The 14,422-nt window shown below is 65.5% G+C and carries 9 protein-coding genes and 2 rRNA genes (1 of these 11 only partly in view); 6 read left to right on the plus strand and 5 right to left on the minus strand.

Translation table 11 applies throughout. From position 1 onward, the window contains the following. The 3 genes from QN245_RS02295 to QN245_RS02305 all read left to right on the plus strand — a co-directional run. Positions 1–2,266, plus strand: a 23S ribosomal RNA gene (locus tag QN245_RS02295); it begins 614 nt to the left of the window's first position. A 158-nt stretch (positions 2,267–2,424) separates the two neighbouring features. Then, a 5S ribosomal RNA gene (rrf, locus tag QN245_RS02300) occupies positions 2,425–2,539 on the plus strand. Positions 2,540–3,400: 861 nt separating this feature from the next. Next, on the plus strand, positions 3,401–4,468 hold the full coding sequence (locus tag QN245_RS02305; protein ID WP_317844449.1) for an NAD(P)-dependent alcohol dehydrogenase: 1,068 nt from the start codon (positions 3,401–3,403) through the stop codon (positions 4,466–4,468). A gap of 720 nt (positions 4,469–5,188) precedes the next feature. Here the strand turns inward: QN245_RS02305 and QN245_RS02310 are convergent. Further along, positions 5,189–6,931: a M28 family metallopeptidase gene (locus tag QN245_RS02310; protein ID WP_317844450.1), complete on the minus strand. Its 1,743-nt coding sequence runs from the start codon at positions 6,929–6,931 to the stop codon at positions 5,189–5,191. An 81-nt stretch (positions 6,932–7,012) separates the two neighbouring features. Next, entirely contained in the window at positions 7,013–7,675 is a 663-nt protein-coding gene (locus QN245_RS02315; protein WP_160968832.1) for a hypothetical protein, read from the minus strand. Between the two features lie 103 nt (positions 7,676–7,778). Here QN245_RS02315 and QN245_RS02320 point away from each other — a divergent pair, with 103 nt between their 5' ends. Beyond that, the gene (locus QN245_RS02320; protein WP_425612901.1) at positions 7,779–9,089 is read left to right on the plus strand and encodes a murein hydrolase activator EnvC family protein; all 1,311 of its coding nucleotides are present in this window, start codon (positions 7,779–7,781) and stop codon (positions 9,087–9,089) included. Positions 9,090–9,193: 104 nt separating this feature from the next. Continuing rightward, positions 9,194–10,693 (plus strand): S41 family peptidase, encoded by a 1,500-nt coding sequence (locus QN245_RS02325; RefSeq protein WP_317844451.1) that lies wholly within the window; start codon positions 9,194–9,196, stop codon positions 10,691–10,693. A gap of 65 nt (positions 10,694–10,758) precedes the next feature. On the opposite strand, the gene QN245_RS02330 is transcribed toward QN245_RS02325, so the two are convergent. From QN245_RS02330 to QN245_RS02340, 3 genes are read right to left on the minus strand one after another with little or no spacing between them, the layout of a single operon-like run. Continuing rightward, complete coding sequence (locus QN245_RS02330; RefSeq protein ID WP_317844452.1) at positions 10,759–11,745, minus strand: D-2-hydroxyacid dehydrogenase family protein; 987 nt, start codon at positions 11,743–11,745, stop codon at positions 10,759–10,761. Between the two features lie 4 nt (positions 11,746–11,749). Next, on the minus strand, positions 11,750–12,070 hold the full coding sequence (locus QN245_RS02335) for a DUF1820 family protein (protein ID WP_017908048.1): 321 nt from the start codon (positions 12,068–12,070) through the stop codon (positions 11,750–11,752). Between the two features lie 35 nt (positions 12,071–12,105). After that, a complete protein-coding gene (locus QN245_RS02340) occupies positions 12,106–12,798 on the minus strand; it encodes a rhomboid family intramembrane serine protease (protein ID WP_017908049.1) in 693 nt (230 codons plus the stop codon). 247 nt (positions 12,799–13,045) lie between these two features. On the opposite strand from QN245_RS02340, the gene QN245_RS02345 reads away from it, so the two are divergent. Further along, positions 13,046–14,386, plus strand: coding sequence for an outer membrane protein transport protein (locus tag QN245_RS02345; RefSeq protein WP_184648062.1), 1,341 nt, complete (start codon positions 13,046–13,048; stop codon positions 14,384–14,386). Positions 14,387–14,422: the final 36 nt, after the last annotated feature.

Genomic DNA, 14,422 nt, shown 5'->3' on the forward strand with positions numbered 1-14,422 from the left:
ACCGAGTCTGATAAGGGCGCATAGTCGCGGGCAGTAGACCCGAAACCGGGTGATCTAGTCATGCCCAGGGTGAAGGTCAGGTAACACTGACTGGAGGCCCGAACCCACTCCCGTTGCAAAGGTAGGGGATGAGGTGTGATTAGGAGTGAAAAGCTAATCGAACCCGGAGATAGCTGGTTCTCCTCGAAAGCTATTTAGGTAGCGCCTCATATGTATCCTCTCGGGGGTAGAGCACTGTTATGGCTAGGGGGTCATCGCGACTTACCAAACCATTGCAAACTCCGAATACCGAGACGGACTGTATGGGAGACACACGGCGGGTGCTAACGTCCGTCGTGAAAAGGGAAACAACCCAGACCCACAGCTAAGGTCCCAAATTCACTGCTAAGTGGAAAACGATGTGGAAAGGCATAGACAGCCAGGAGGTTGGCTTAGAAGCAGCCACCCTTTAAAGAAAGCGTAATAGCTCACTGGTCGAGTCGGTCTGCGCGGAAGATTTAACGGGGCTAAGCAGTGAACCGAAGCTTGGGGTGCATCGCGATAAGCGATGCGCGGTAGAGGAGCGTTCCGTAAGCCTGCGAAGGTGGATTGAGAAGTCCGCTGGAGGTATCGGAAGTGCGAATGCTGACATGAGTAACGACAATGCGGGTGAAAAACCCGCACGCCGAAAGCCCAAGGTTTCCTTGCGCAACGTTAATCGGCGCAGGGTGAGTCGGCCCCTAAGGCGAGGGCGAAAGCCGTAGTCGATGGGAAGCAGGTTAATATTCCTGCACCTCGCGTAAGTGCGATGGAGGGACGGAGAAGGTTAGGTGTACCGGGCGTTGGTTGTCCCGGGGAAAGGCGGTAGGTTTGGATCTTTGGCAAATCCGGGATCCTTTAAGACCGAGCACCGAGACGAGTCTTTTAGACGAAGTCACTGATACCACGCTTCCAGGAAAAGCTCCTAAGCTTCAGCTTACGCAGACCGTACCGTAAACCGACACAGGTGGGTAGGATGAGAATTCTCAGGCGCTTGAGAGAACTCGGGTGAAGGAACTAGGCAACATGGCACCGTAACTTCGGGAGAAGGTGCACCCTTTTTGGTGGCTCGTGCGAGCTATAGCTGAAGAGGGTCGCAGAAACCAGGCCGCTGCGACTGTTTATCAAAAACACAGCACTCTGCAAACACGAAAGTGGACGTATAGGGTGTGACGCCTGCCCGGTGCTGGAAGGTTAATTGATGGGGTCAGCCGCAAGGCGAAGCTCTTGATCGAAGCCCCAGTAAACGGCGGCCGTAACTATAACGGTCCTAAGGTAGCGAAATTCCTTGTCGGGTAAGTTCCGACCTGCACGAATGGCGTAACGACAGCGGCGCTGTCTCCACCCGAGACTCAGTGAAATTGAAATCGCTGTGAAGATGCAGCGTTCCCGTGGCAAGACGGAAAGACCCCGTGAACCTTTACTATAGCTTTACACTGAACGTTGAGTTCGTCTGTGTAGGATAGGTGGGAGGCTATGAAACTGTGGCGCTAGCTGCAGTGGAGCCATCCTTGAAATACCACCCTGTCGTGCTTGACGTTCTAACCTAGGTCCGTAATCCGGATCGGGGACCGTGTATGGTGGGTAGTTTGACTGGGGCGGTCTCCTCCTAAAGAGTAACGGAGGAGCACGAAGGTACGCTCAGCGCGGTCGGACATCGCGCACTGTGTGCAAAGGCATAAGCGTGCTTGACTGCAAGATCGACGGATCAAGCAGGTACGAAAGTAGGTCTTAGTGATCCGGTGGTTCTGTATGGAAGGGCCATCGCTCAACGGATAAAAGGTACTCCGGGGATAACAGGCTGATACCGCCCAAGAGTTCATATCGACGGCGGTGTTTGGCACCTCGATGTCGGCTCATCACATCCTGGGGCTGTAGTCGGTCCCAAGGGTATGGCTGTTCGCCATTTAAAGTGGTACGCGAGCTGGGTTCAGAACGTCGTGAGACAGTTCGGTCCCTATCTGCCATGGGCGTTGGAGATTTGAGAGGGGCTGCTCCTAGTACGAGAGGACCGGAGTGGACGAACCTCTGGTGTTCCGGTTGTCACGCCAGTGGCATTGCCGGGTAGCTATGTTCGGAAGCGATAACCGCTGAAAGCATCTAAGCGGGAAGCGCGCCTCAAGATGAGATCTCCCGGGACACAAGTCCCCTAAAGGAACCATGTAGACTACGTGGTTGATAGGTCAGGTGTGTAAGTGCAGCAATGCATTGAGCTAACTGATACTAATGATCCGTGCGGCTTGACCATATAACCTCAAGATGCTTCCTCATTAAGCATCCCTTAGCGCGACACACGTCGATCGCTCTCACTCGCTCGCTACATCACACCCTATGAGAGGCTGGCGCCCATGCCGTCCTCGGTCCAACAACCGAGTACCGTGCACGTGGCGACACTCCAACCGTCTCCCTGGTGAAATTAGCGCTGTGGAACCACCCGATCCCATCCCGAACTCGGAAGTGAAACGCAGCTGCGCCGATGGTAGTGTGGCTCAAGCCATGCGAGAGTAGGTCATCGCCAGGGGCTTTACCCCAAATCCCCGTCCCAAAAGGACGGGGATTTTTTATTGCGTGAGAAAAATCCCTCGCACGCGAGCGCCGCGCGGCCAACGGCTCTACAGGGCTCTCTCTGCAGCGAGCCAAACGCCGCTCAACACGGCAGCAGATCTTCTTCGCTGGCCGTGCCGCACTGTGTGCATGTGCATGTGCATGTGCATGTGGACGAGGCGCTGCGAGACGGCGTGGATCGCGACTGCAGAGCACATGCACTCCAAATCTGCGCATACCTCGCACCCGCGTCACGCCGGGCACCGCGCACGATGCTGCGAGCCGAAGGCGCGGCCTTGCAGCGGCCTCAGGCTCCCCGCGATCCAGCTGTTAAGCAGCTCCAGGCCATTACGTCAGGCGGCCTCTGGCATGCAGCCGCGCTAACCAATTACAGCGTGCGGATGGGCCGCGTTACAGCGATCGACTGGTGACCATGGGAAGAATCAGCGGTGCACCAAGGCAGCAAAACGCGCAATTTCCGGAGCGCTTGCGACTGGAACTGCGCTCGGGTGCGTTGCACTCACACCCTGCCTTCTGTCGCGCTTCTCATTGATCGCCGCTGGTCATCCGCAGGGTCCGCTTTGCCGATGAAGTCCCGCCGTCTGCACGTCATCAGTGAAGTGCATCTACGTTCAGCTGAGTACGTGCGCCAGTCCACAACTGAGGGCGTCTAAAGCGGGTTTTGAACTCGCGCATCGCACCGTTCCATATGACGATGCGTGCCTTTCATGCCATGGCGCTTAGACTTTTTACGATTCCGGCGAACGCGTGCGCAGCATCTTCTGCCCGCCTCGCGCATCGTCCTTCGGCCCCTTTCACCCACCACGAGGCCTTCCCCATGAGCCAAGCCAATGGATACGCCGCCAAGGCATCCGATCAGCCGCTGACCCCCTTCACCTTCGAACGCCGCGCACTCGGCGCGCACGATGTCAGCATCGAGATCCTCTACTGTGGCGTCTGCCACTCCGATCTGCACACCGCGCGTAACGAGTGGCACAACACCCAGTACCCGTCGGTGCCGGGCCATGAAATCGTCGGTCGCGTCACCGCGGTGGGCGACCAGGTTGGCGCCTTCAAGGTCGGCGATCTGGCCGGCGTCGGCTGCATGGTCGACAGCTGCCGGCATTGCGCCTCCTGCGCCGATGGCGAGGAGCAGTACTGCGGGAACGGTTTTGTCGGCACCTACAACGGTCCGATGTTCGGCGGCGAGAACACCTATGGCGGCTACTCCGATCACATCGTGGTCGACGAGAAGTACACGCTGCACATCCGCCACGATGCCAAGCAACTGGCTGCAGTGGCGCCGCTGCTGTGCGCCGGCATCACCACCTATTCGCCGCTGAACCATTGGAAGGTCGGCCCGGGCAAGAAGGTCGGCATCGTCGGCTTGGGCGGCCTTGGGCACATGGGCGTGAAGATCGCCCACGCCATGGGCGCGCACGTGGTGCTGTTCACCACGTCGGCCGGCAAGCGCGAGGATGCGTTGCGCCTGGGCGCCAACGAGGTGGTGGTGTCGAAGAATCCCGACGAGATGGCGGCGCACGCCAACAGCTTCGATTTCATCCTCAACACCGTCGCGGCGCCGCACGATCTGGATGCGTTCCTGACCCTGCTCAAGCGCGACGGCACCATGACCCTGGTCGGCGCGCCGGCCGAGCCGCATCCGTCGCCGGCGGTGTTCAATCTGATCCTGAAGCGGCGCCAGTTGGCCGGTTCGCTGATCGGCGGCATCCGCGAGACGCAGGAGATGCTGGACTTCTGCGCCAAGCACAACATCGTGTCCGACATCGAGACGATCGAGATGGCGCAGATCAACGAGGCCTACGAGCGCATGCTCAAGGGCGACGTGAAGTACCGCTTCGTCATCGACATGGCCAGCCTGGGGCAGGCCAAGCAAGCGGCCTGAGGCGGTTGTCCGCGGTAGCGGTCGGCTACCGCGGGCACATCACGCGTCATGGCGCGGCCATGGAAGCCCGGGCAAGAGCATGCCCGGGCTTTTTTATTGGGAGCGTGCCGCTGAGATCGTAGTGTGCCGCAAGGGCAATGGAACCGTCGCCGCCAGGCGACAGATCTCGGCATCCTAGGGACGCAGTCACAGGGCGCCGCATGATTGAGGCAGCCGATACGCAGAGCGGTGCATGGACGCAGAGAGGGCCACGCGCTTTAGGGGGCGATGCTCCGTGTCGGCCGCGAATGCGGGTTGTCGCGATCGAAGAAAACCGCAAAGAACGCCAATCAGAATCGCTACGCTACCGACAGACACACCGACAGACCGACAGCCTACGATTTCGCGTTGCACATCGATGGGGCCGCGGACATCCAAGCGACCGGTGCGCTATCCGCCGTTGTAGGAGCGGCTTCAGCCGCGACAGGAGTGACCGGCTAAGCCCGTCGCGGCTGAAGCCGCTCCTACGGTTGTGTCTCGTATTGCTGCTCAAGGCGCCACGCAGTCGTTCCTGCAACGGCGCACACCGTAGCGCGCTGTCGGAGTGATTTTGATCGCAGCCGGACAGCGACAATCGAAATGCAATGTCGTCGTGTCCCATACGCCGCACGCCTGATGGCCTGCACATACGACAACGGCGCCGAAGCGCCGCTGCCATGGAAGCGAAAGATGTGCAGCCGACTACTTGCCGTTGGCAGGCGCCGTTGCCGGCAGCGACGTCCGCCTGCCCATCATCTTGTCGCGCGCGGCCTTGAACGGGTTGTCCGGGTACCAGTTCGGCCAGCTGTCGCCGGCCGCCAGTTCCTTGCCGACGCCATACACCGCCTGCAGGTCGTCCATCACGCCGTCGAGTTTCCAGGTTGCCGGGTCGTACTCGTCGGCCGGCGAGTGGTAGCGCTTGGCGTATTCCGCCGCGGCACGGCGTCCGGCCTCGATGCCACCGTCGATCAGGTCCTCACCGCCGTCGATGTACAGCGCCGGCACGCCGGCCTTGGCGAAGTTGAAGTGATCGGAACGGAAGTAGAACCCGCTCTGCGGCGCGTCTTCGGCATGCAGCACGCGGCCTTGTGCGGCAGCGATGGGCTTGAGCAGGTCTTCCAGTTGGGAACTGCCGAACCCGTTGACCACCAGGTCCTTGGCACGCCCGGCCACCGGCATCGCATCCAGGTTGATGACGCCGGCGATCTTGTTCAATGGGAATGTCGGATGCGCCACGTAATACTTGGAACCGAGCAGCCCCGACTCCTCCAGCGTCACCGCCAGGAACACCACCGAGCGTTCGGGCTTGGGTTGCTGGTGCGCGAACGCCTCGGCAATTTCCAGGATGCCGGCCACGCCGGTGGCGTTGTCGACCGCGCCGTTGTAGATGTTGTCGCCCGGTTCGCCATCGTGCTTGCCCAGGTGATCCCAGTGCGCCATGTACAGCACCGCTTCGTCGGCGCGGCTGCCGCCGGGCAGCACGCCGACCACGTTGCGCGAGGTCTTCTCGGCAATCGTGCTCTTCAGGTCCACCGAGAGTTTGGCCTTCAGCGGAATCGGCTTGAAGCCGCGCTTGCTGGCGTCTTTGTACGCCTGCGCCAGATCCAGGCCGGCGTCGGCGAACAGCTTCTTGGCGGCGTCGGCGGTGATCCAGCCTTGCACCGGGATGCGCGGCTCCGGATCGTCCTTCGCCGGCAGGTCGTACTGTGCGCCGGACCAGGAATTCTTGACCACGTCCCAGCCGTAGCTGGCGCCGGGCGTGTCGTGCACGATCAACGCGGCAGCGGCGCCCTTGCGTGCGGCTTCCTCGAACTTGTAGGTCCAGCGCCCGTAGTAGGTCATGCGCTTGCCTTCGAACAGGCTGCCTTCGCCGGTGTGGAAGCCGGGGTCGTTGACGAACATCACCACGGTCTTGCCCTTCCAGTCCTGGCCGGCGTAGTCGTTCCACTTCTGCTCCGGCGCGTCCACGCCGTAGCCGACGAAGACCATGTCGCTGCCATCGAGCTTGACCTCGGGGTGGCCGGTGCGTGTGCCCACCACCATGTCGGTGCCGAAGGCGAGCTGCCGCGCTGCGCCGTCGTGGGCGATGGTGAGCGTGGTGCTGGGTGCCGCCGTGGTCTCGGTCATCGCCACGTCCTGGAACCAACTGTCGCCGTTGCCCGGTTGCAGACCGATGCGTTGCATCTGGTCGCGGATGTAGGCGACCGTCTTGTCTTCGCCAGCTGTGCCGGGACCGCGGCCTTCGAAGGCGTCGGAGGACAGCGTCTTGACCAGTTCGGCGAAGTCCGCCGGCGCGATCCCGGTGGAAAACGCATGCGCGGGCGCCGGAGCGGGGGCGGGCGCAGCGGCTTGCGGCGCGGCGTCGGCGGCCGGGGCAGGCGCTTCGCGTTTGCACGCGGTCAGCGCCGCCGCCGCGGCCAGGCACAGCATGAGCTTGCGGGTCATGAGGGCTCCTGTTGGCGAGGGAACCCTGGATTCTATAGGCAAGCCGCATGCGCCCGGACGGGCGCGGCGACGCGGCACGGCTCAGTTGTTCGGCGCGGTGTCGCCGTCGAAGGGCAGCGCGGTGGCGCCAGTGATCGGGCCGGTCTTGGCGCTGCGGTGCACGTATAGGGTGACTTCGCGCTCGAAGCGCAGCGGGCCGTCGATCACCGCACGCGGGCCGACGATGACCCGCGGCTTGCGCGTGGGCTTGAACGACATGCTGAAGCTGGGCTTGTTGATCGAGATGCCGCCGCCGACATGCGAGTCGTGGCCGACGGTGATGTCGCCGTTCACCGTTTCGATGCCGTGGTCCAGTTGCGTGGCGACCAGGCCGATGCTGCCGTTGACGCTCTCGATGCCGCCGCTGACGCGGCCGCCGCGGTCGACGAAGATGCCGCCGTTGACGGTTTCGATGGAACCGGCGACCTGCGCGCGCTCGGCGAGGGTGATGCCGCCGTTGACCGTGGACAGGCCCTTGGTCTGCGCGCCGTCGGCGACCTTGACGCTGCCGTTGACCGTTTCCACGCTGCCCACCTGGGCGCCCGACTGCACGGTAATGCTGCCGTTCACGGTTTCCAGGTCGCCGTACTGCTTGCCAGCGTCGGCGGTGATGCTGCCGTTGACCTTGCTGATGCCTTCGTCCGCGAACGCCGGGCCGGCCGCCAGGGCCAGTGTCAGCACAACCGCCAGATGCATGCGTTTCATCCCTCACCTCCCGGGCGCCGGCGCTGCGGCAGCAATCAATCGTGGGGCGATCACAACACGCTTCGCTACAATCCACACCTGCCTGAAGTCACTGGACCCCCTCTTGCCCGTAGCCGCTCCTGTCCCGTTGCGTTCCGCCGCGCCCCGCGCGGTCGAGCGGCGTGCGCCCGGGCGCTGGCGCGGGCTGTTGCGCAGCCTGCTGGCGGCGGTGTGCTTGCTGACCGCAGGATTGGCCGTGGCGCAGAACCCGCGCGAGGCCGAGAAGCGCCTGGAGAAAGTGCGCGGCGAGCTGAAGAGCGTGGCCGAGGAACGGCGGCAACTGGAAGGCAAGCGCGGCGATGCCGCACGCCAGTTGCGCGATGCCGACGAAAAGGTCGCCGCCACCGGCCGCAGCCTGGCGCAGACGCAACAGGCGCTGCAGCGGCACCAGCAGACGCTGGCCGAACTCGAGCGCAAGCGCGATGGCCTGCGCAGCGGCTTGACCCGCCAGCGCGCCGAACTGGCGCAACTGCTGCGTGCGGCCTATGCCATCGGCGGCAATGCGCCGCTGAAGCTGCTGCTGGCGCAGGACCGCGTGGCCGACGCCAACCGCCTGCTGGCCTATCACCGCTATCTGCAGCGCGAGCGCGCGCAGCGCATCGCCACGCTGACCCACGAGTTGCAGGCGCTGGAGCAGGTGCAGCGCGAGGTCGTCGAACAGAAGCAGCAACTGAGCGAGGCCCAGCGCCGCCAGCAGGAACAGGCCCAGGCGCTGCAGCGCGACCGCAAGCAACGCGCCAGCGTGGTCTCGGAACTGGACCAGCGCTACCAGGACCGCAGCGAACGCGAGAAGGCGCTGGGCCAGGATGCCAAGGCACTGGAAACCCTGCTCGCCAATCTGCGCGCCGCCGCGGCCCGTGCCGAAGCCGAGCGTCGTGCCGCGGCCAAGCGCGAAGCGGCCGAACAGGCGGCGCAGGCCAAGGCCGCGGCGAAGTCCGGGCGTGGCGGCGGCAAGGTGCCGCCCAAGGTGGTCGCCTCGGCGCCGCCGCTGAAGGTCGGCGGCCTGGGCTGGCCGCTGTCGGGCGATCTGATCGCGCGCTACGGCGGCAGGCTGCCCGATGGGCGCACCAGCAGCGGCGTGTTGATCGCCGCGCCCGCCGGCAGCACCGTCACCGCCGTCGCCGATGGCACGGTGGTGTTCTCCGACTGGATGACCGGCTACGGCATGATCCTGATCGTGGACCACGGCAACGGCTACATGAGCCTGTACGCGCACAACGACACCTTGTTGCGCGACGCCGGCGCCAAGGTCAAGCGCGGCGATGCGGTGGCCAAGGTCGGCAATTCCGGCGGCCAGGGCCGCCCGGCGCTGTACTTCGAATTGCGCCGCAATGGCCAGCCGGTGGATCCGTCGTCGTGGCTGCAGCGCCGCTGAGCGGCGCCGGCTGCGCGCGTTCAACGCGAATTTAGCTCGGCTTCGCGCATAATCCGGGCAATCGCGCCGTGCACGGTGCGGGCCTTCCCCAATCGGAGTGCTTCATGCGCGTAGTCCTGTCCGCAGCCCTGTTGCTCGCTCTGGCGCCGCTGCCGTCGATGGCGCAACGCGCCGAGGCGCAGACGCCCACGGCCCCGGCGGCCAGCGCCGACGATCCCGATTCCACCGAATCGGCCAGTGCCAAGGTGCCGCTGGACGAGATCCGCCGCTACGTCGCGGTCTACAACGCGGTGAAGGAAGCCTACGTCGATCCGGTCGACGACAAGAAGCTGATGCAGTCCGCGATCCGTGGCCTGCTGCTGGACCTGGATCCGCACAGCACCTATTTCAGCAAGGAAGACGCCGAAGCGTTCGACGAGCAGACCAGCGGTGCCTACGACGGCATCGGCGTGGAGCTGCTGCAGCTGCCGGACAACACGCTCAAGGTGGTGTCGCCGATCGACGACACGCCCGCCGCGCGCGCCGGCCTGCGTTCGGGCGACATCATCATCGCCATCGACGGCAAGCCGATCAGCGCGGTCAAGGCGATGGAGCCGCTGCGCGGCGAGTCGGGCAGCAAGGTCGTGCTGACCATCGCCCGCGACAAGGTGGCCAAGCCGTTCGACGTGACCCTGACCCGGCAGACCATCCGCGTGGCCAGCGTGCGCAGCCGCATGCTCGAACCCGGCTACGGCTACATCCGCATCAGCACCTTCCAGGCCGACACCGGCGCCGATTTCCACAAGCAGCTGCAGCAGTTGCAGGCGCAGGCCGGCGGCAAGCTGCGCGGGCTGGTGCTGGACCTGCGCAGCAACCCCGGCGGCCTGCTGACCGCGGCGGTGCAGGTGGCCGACGACGTGCTCGACAAGGGCACCATCGTCAGTACCCGCGGGCGTATCTCGGTCAGCGATTCCAAGTTCGACGCCACTCCCGGCGACCTGCTCAACGGTGCGCCGATGGTGGTGCTGGTGGATGCCGGTTCGGCCAGCGCCTCGGAAGTGCTGGCCGGCGCGCTGCGCGACAACAAGCGCGCGCGCATCGTCGGCAGCCGCACCTTCGGTAAGGGCTCGGTGCAGACCGTGCTGCCGCTGGACAACGGCGACTCGGTCAAGCTGACCACGGCGCGGTACTACACCCCCAGCGGCAAGTCGATCCAGGCCAGCGGCATCGTGCCCGACGTGGTGCTGCGCCCGGAGGCCAGCGCGGAGGATGCCGACAAGCCGGCGGCGATCGCCGACTACAGCGAAGCGACCCTGCCGGGCCACCTGCATGGCGATGACGAGGGCGAGGAAGGCTACCGCGCCGGCGATGTGCTGCCTGGCGATGGTCCGATCGCGCAGGCGCTGGCCGAACTGAAGCAGCCCGGCGCCGTGGCGCGGGCGGCTGCGGCGGCACCGGCCGGCAAGGGCAAGGCCAAGCCGGCGCACAAGCCGGCGGGCGCGGTGCCGAAGGCAGCCCCGGCGAAGCCGCCGGCGGCGGAACCGGCCAAGCCCGATCCCGCCAAGTCCGAACCTGCAAAGACCGAGTCCGACAAGACCGAGCCTGCGCCGGCCTCCAGCCCCTGAGCCGGCCGCGGCCGCCCCACCGCCATCGCGCGCGGCTTGGCCGCTGCGCGGTGGCGGCCAGCGGCTCAGTCGGCGGCGCTGAGGACGTCGGGATTGGCCAGGCGTTGCGGCGTGCCGGCGGCGAAGGCCAGCACGTTGTCGAAGGCCGCGCCGAAATACAGGTCGTAGCTGCTATGTTCGACGTAACCCAGGTGCGGCGTCGCCAGCACCCGCGGATGCCGCAGCAGCGGATGCTGCGGATCCAGCACCGGCTCCTGCTCGAACACGTCCAGTGCCGCCTGCCCGGGACGGCCGGCCTCCAGCGCCGCCAGCAGCGCGCCGGGAGCGAGCAGTTCGGCGCGGCTGGTGTTGACCAGCAGCGCATCGGGTTTCATCCGCAGCAGGTCGTCCAGTCCGATCTGGTGGCGGGTGGCCGCGGCCAGGCGGCGATGCAGCGTCAGCACGTCGCTCTCGGCGAACAGCGCCTCGCGGCTGGCGGCGACCGCGAAGCCGTCGGCGCGCGCCTGCGCACAACTGTCCTCGCCGCCCCACACCTGCACGCGCATGCCGAAGGCACGGCCGTAGGCGGCGACGCGTCGACCGATCTTGCCGTAGCTCCAGATGCCCAGGGTCAGGCCGTCCACGCTGCGGCCCAAGTGCGCATCGCCGGTGGCCTGCCAGTGCCCGGCCAGCAGCGCATCGCGGTAGGCGGGCAAGCGCCGGCTGGCCGCCATCAGCAGCGCCCAGGTCAGTTCCGCCGGCGCCACCGGCGAGCCGACGCCTTCGGCCACGGCCACGCCGCGCGCGGTGCAGGCGGCCAGGTCGATGTGTTCGCCGATCCGTCCGGTCTGGCTGATCAGGCGCAGCTTCGGCAACTGCGCCAGCAGCGCGGCATCGATGCGGGTGCGCTCGCGGATCAGCATCAGCGCCTCGGCCTCGGCGGCGTGGCGGACCAGGGTTTGCCGGTCGGGCGCCAGCGCGGTCAGCACCTGCACGCTGTGCGCGTGCAGCCGCGCGAAGCAGGGCAGGTGGCGCACCGCATCCTGATAGTCGTCGGCGATCAGGATGCGCATCGACTCAGCGGGGTTTGCCGGGCATCGGGAACGGCGTGACCACCTTCTCACCGGTGGCCGCATCGCGGATCGTCGATTGGCCCTTCTTCTCCACTTCCTCGATGCGCACGATGCTCTGCATCGGCAGGTGCAGCGTCTTGGTGTCGCCGAACTCCTCGCGCAGGCGCTCCTCGGTGGGATCGATCACCAGCCCGTCGTGCACGTCGAACACCAGCGTGCCGATCTCGGTGAAGCCCCACAGGTGACTGCTGCCGACGTGCTGGCAGTACAGCTCGTAGACCTTGCCGTGGTTGAGGAAGGTCACTTTGTACAGGTGCTTGAACATGCGCGCAGTATAAGGCGGCCGTCGCCGCACGCGGCTCAGAAGCCCTTGCGCTTGCGCAGCCGTCGCGCGATCGCCGCGCGCACGTACAGCCCGTAGACCATGCCGAAGGCGAAGCCGGCCAGGTGCGCCGACCACGCCACCATGCCGAACGCCGGGCCGATGTAGGCGAATACCACCTGCAGCGCCGCCCAGGTGCCGATCAGCAGTGAGGCCGGGGCGCGCACGAATTCCAGGAACAGCCCCAGCGGCAGCACCACGCCGAGCTTGGCCCGCGGGAACAGCGCTAGATACGTGCCGATCAGCGCCGAGACCGCGCCGCTGGCGCCGATGATGACCCGGTCCGGGGTACCAACCGCGAACACCGCGGCCAGGTTGGAGATCGCCCCGCCGCCCAGGAACAGCAGCAGGAACCGCCACGGCCCCAGCACGCGCTCGGCGGGCAGACCGAAAATCAGCAGGAACACCAGGTTGCCGAGCAGGTGCGACCAATCGGCGTGCAGGAACAGCGCGGTGAACAGGCGCAGCACGCTGCCGTCCTGCACCGTCGCCAGCCAGTCGCGCGGGCTGCCGACCCCGGCCGAGAGCGCCCCCCAGTCCAGCCACAGGGTCGCGCGCGCCTCGTCGGGGCGGCTGATCGACCACAGGAACGCCAGCCACATCGCCGCGAACAACAGCGGGGTGGCCCAGCGCAGCGTGGTGCGTTCGCGGGAAGGGATGGAGACGAACATGCGAGAGAAAGAGGGGACCGGAAACCGCCAGGGACGCCACGATAACGGCTTCATCCGGCTGAACGCACGCCCACTCCACACGAAGCTGAACGCATCATGTCGTTATTGTTTAGTTAACGGTGCGGGGTATACTCGCATACGGCGTCGTATGTCGGGAGGGGACTCCGGCGCGCATTCCTGGGCCTGCTCGGCCCGGGCCTGCGCAGGCGCGAACACAGACAATTCGTCTTCCGGAGAAAAACTAGCCATGCAAAACGCAACCCAGTTCGTCCGTTTCACCGCTCTGGCCGTCGGCATCGTCGGCGCGCTGGCCATGGGCCAGGCGCACGGCGCCGCGTTCCAGCTCAAGGAGAACAGCGCCAAGGGTCTGGGCCGCGCCTTTGCCGGCTCCGGCAGCGCCCCGGGCGATGCCTCGATCATCGCCGTGAACCCGGCCGGCATGCGCCAGCTCGACGGCAAGGTGTTCCAGGCCGACGTCAGCGCCATCCAGTTCTCGGCCAAGTACCAGGGCGACGGCGGCACCTATGCCAACGGCGCGCCGATCTCCGGCGGCCGTGGCGGCGACGCCGGCATGATCGCGCCGGTTCCGGCCGTGTACTTCCACATGCCGTTCGGCGAAAACAACAACATGCACTTCGGCACCTCGCTGACCGTGCCGTTCGGCTTCAAGACCGAATACGACCGCGACTGGGTCGGCCGCTACAACGGCGTGAAGACCGAGCTGCAGGCGATCGATCTGAACTTCGCCTTCTCCTACGACGTCAACCCGTACGTGTCGTTCGGCGCGTCCGTGTTCGCCGAGCGCCTGGACATCGACCTGAGCAATGCCATCGACTTCGGCACCCTGCTGGCCGCGCGCCGCGTGCCGGGCTTCGCGCCGGGCAGCGCCGATGGTTTCTCGCGCATCAAGGGCGACAACACCGAGGTCGGCTTCACCCTGGGCGGCCTGTTCAGCGTCGACGAGCACACCCACATCGGCTTCAGCTACCGCTCGCAGGTCGAGCACAAGATCACCGATGGCGATGCCAACTTCACCGTGCCGGGCAATGCCGCCACCGTGCTGGCCTTCGCCGCGCCGGGTACCTTCGTCGACACCAAGGGCCGTGCCACGGTCAAGCTGCCGGCCAGCGCCACCGCCAGCTTCACCCACGACATCAACGAGCAGTGGACGGTGATGGCCGACGTCACCCGCACCGCCTGGAGCAAGTTCGACAAGGTCACCGTCGACTTCGCCTCCAACCAGCCGGATAGCGTGCTGGACTTCTCGTACCGCGACACGACCTTCGTCTCGCTGGGTGCCGACTACCGCATGAGCGATACGCTGACCCTGCGTGGCGGTGTGGCCTACGACCAGACCCCGACCACCGACCAGCACCGCGACGTGCGCGTGCCGGACGCGAGCCGCAAGTGGGTCTCGCTGGGTCTGACCTGGAAGCCGTCCCAGCAGGCCGAGTACAGCTTCGGCTACACCCACCTGTTCACCAGCGACCCGAGCATCGCCACCACCAGCGCCACCGGCAACACCCTGGTCGGCGACTACGACGTGAGCGGCAACGTGCTGGCGGCCTCGGTCAACTACAAGTTCTGATCGCAGACGCCTCGCAGTGCACGAAAAAGCCCCGCT

The sequence above is a fragment of the Xanthomonas rydalmerensis genome, from assembly GCF_033170385.1.
In the GTDB taxonomy this organism is placed as follows: domain Bacteria; phylum Pseudomonadota; class Gammaproteobacteria; order Xanthomonadales; family Xanthomonadaceae; genus Xanthomonas_A; species Xanthomonas_A rydalmerensis.

What these genes read in the sequence shown, in the direction of transcription:
- QN245_RS02315 (WP_160968832.1), bottom strand. Translation starts at nt 7,675, where the DNA reads ATGAAACGCATGCATCTGGCGGTTGTGCTGACACTGGCCCTGGCGGCC.
- QN245_RS02305 (WP_317844449.1), top strand. Translation starts at nt 3,401, where the DNA reads ATGAGCCAAGCCAATGGATACGCCGCCAAGGCATCCGATCAGCCGCTG.
- QN245_RS02340 (WP_017908049.1), bottom strand. Translation starts at nt 12,798, where the DNA reads ATGTTCGTCTCCATCCCTTCCCGCGAACGCACCACGCTGCGCTGGGCC.
- QN245_RS02330 (WP_317844452.1), bottom strand. Translation starts at nt 11,745, where the DNA reads ATGCGCATCCTGATCGCCGACGACTATCAGGATGCGGTGCGCCACCTG.
- QN245_RS02345 (WP_184648062.1), top strand. Translation starts at nt 13,046, where the DNA reads ATGCAAAACGCAACCCAGTTCGTCCGTTTCACCGCTCTGGCCGTCGGC.
- QN245_RS02325 (WP_317844451.1), top strand. Translation starts at nt 9,194, where the DNA reads ATGCGCGTAGTCCTGTCCGCAGCCCTGTTGCTCGCTCTGGCGCCGCTG.
- QN245_RS02310 (WP_317844450.1), bottom strand. Translation starts at nt 6,931, where the DNA reads ATGACCCGCAAGCTCATGCTGTGCCTGGCCGCGGCGGCGGCGCTGACC.
- QN245_RS02335 (WP_017908048.1), bottom strand. Translation starts at nt 12,070, where the DNA reads ATGTTCAAGCACCTGTACAAAGTGACCTTCCTCAACCACGGCAAGGTC.